The following is a 625-nucleotide window of genomic DNA, read 5'->3' on the forward strand; positions in this document are numbered from 1 at the left end:
TTCGGGCGGAGTTGGCGTTATTCGTGGCGGATGTGTTTGCCTCGGTGCCGCGCAAGGACCAGCGTGCCAAGGGCGACTGCTATCTGCGGGGACTGATGATGGACGGTCGCCGCAAGTCCATCCAGGCCATGGCCTCGCGACTGCCGGACGGCAACGAGCAGAACCTGCAGCAGTTCGTGAACCAGTCCACGTGGGATCCGGTTCCGGTGCGCCGGCGGATCGCCGAGCGGATGGTGCCGCAGATCGGCGCGGACGCCTGGGCGGTCGATGACGTGTCGTTCCCCAAGGACGGCAGGATGTCGGTCGGTGTTGCTCCCCAGTACTGCGGTGCGCTGGGCAAGCAGGCCAACTGCCAGGTCGCGGTCAGTGTCCACGCGGTCTCCGACACGGCGTCGTGCCCGCTGAACTGGCGGCTGTTCCTGCCACCGCAGTGGGCGGATGACGGCGTCCGGCGGCGGCGGACCGGCGTCCCCAAGGACGTCGGACACCGGGAGAAGTGGCGTCTGGCACTGGACGCCCTGGACGAACTGGCCACCTGGCAGCTGGTGCCGCCGCTCGTGGTGGCGGACGCCGGCTACGGCCAGAACGCGGACTTCCGCGCAGCGCTGGCCGAGCGGGAGATCCG

1 protein-coding gene is annotated in these 625 nt (G+C 69.4%); it reads left to right on the plus strand.

Annotated features, from left to right (window positions below; genetic code table 11):
* Window positions 1-625 (plus strand): IS701 family transposase (locus AC5WRT_RS39015; RefSeq protein ID WP_496101110.1); only part of this gene is annotated, 625 nt, incomplete at both ends.

This window comes from Streptomyces sp. NTD91, from assembly GCF_059510455.1.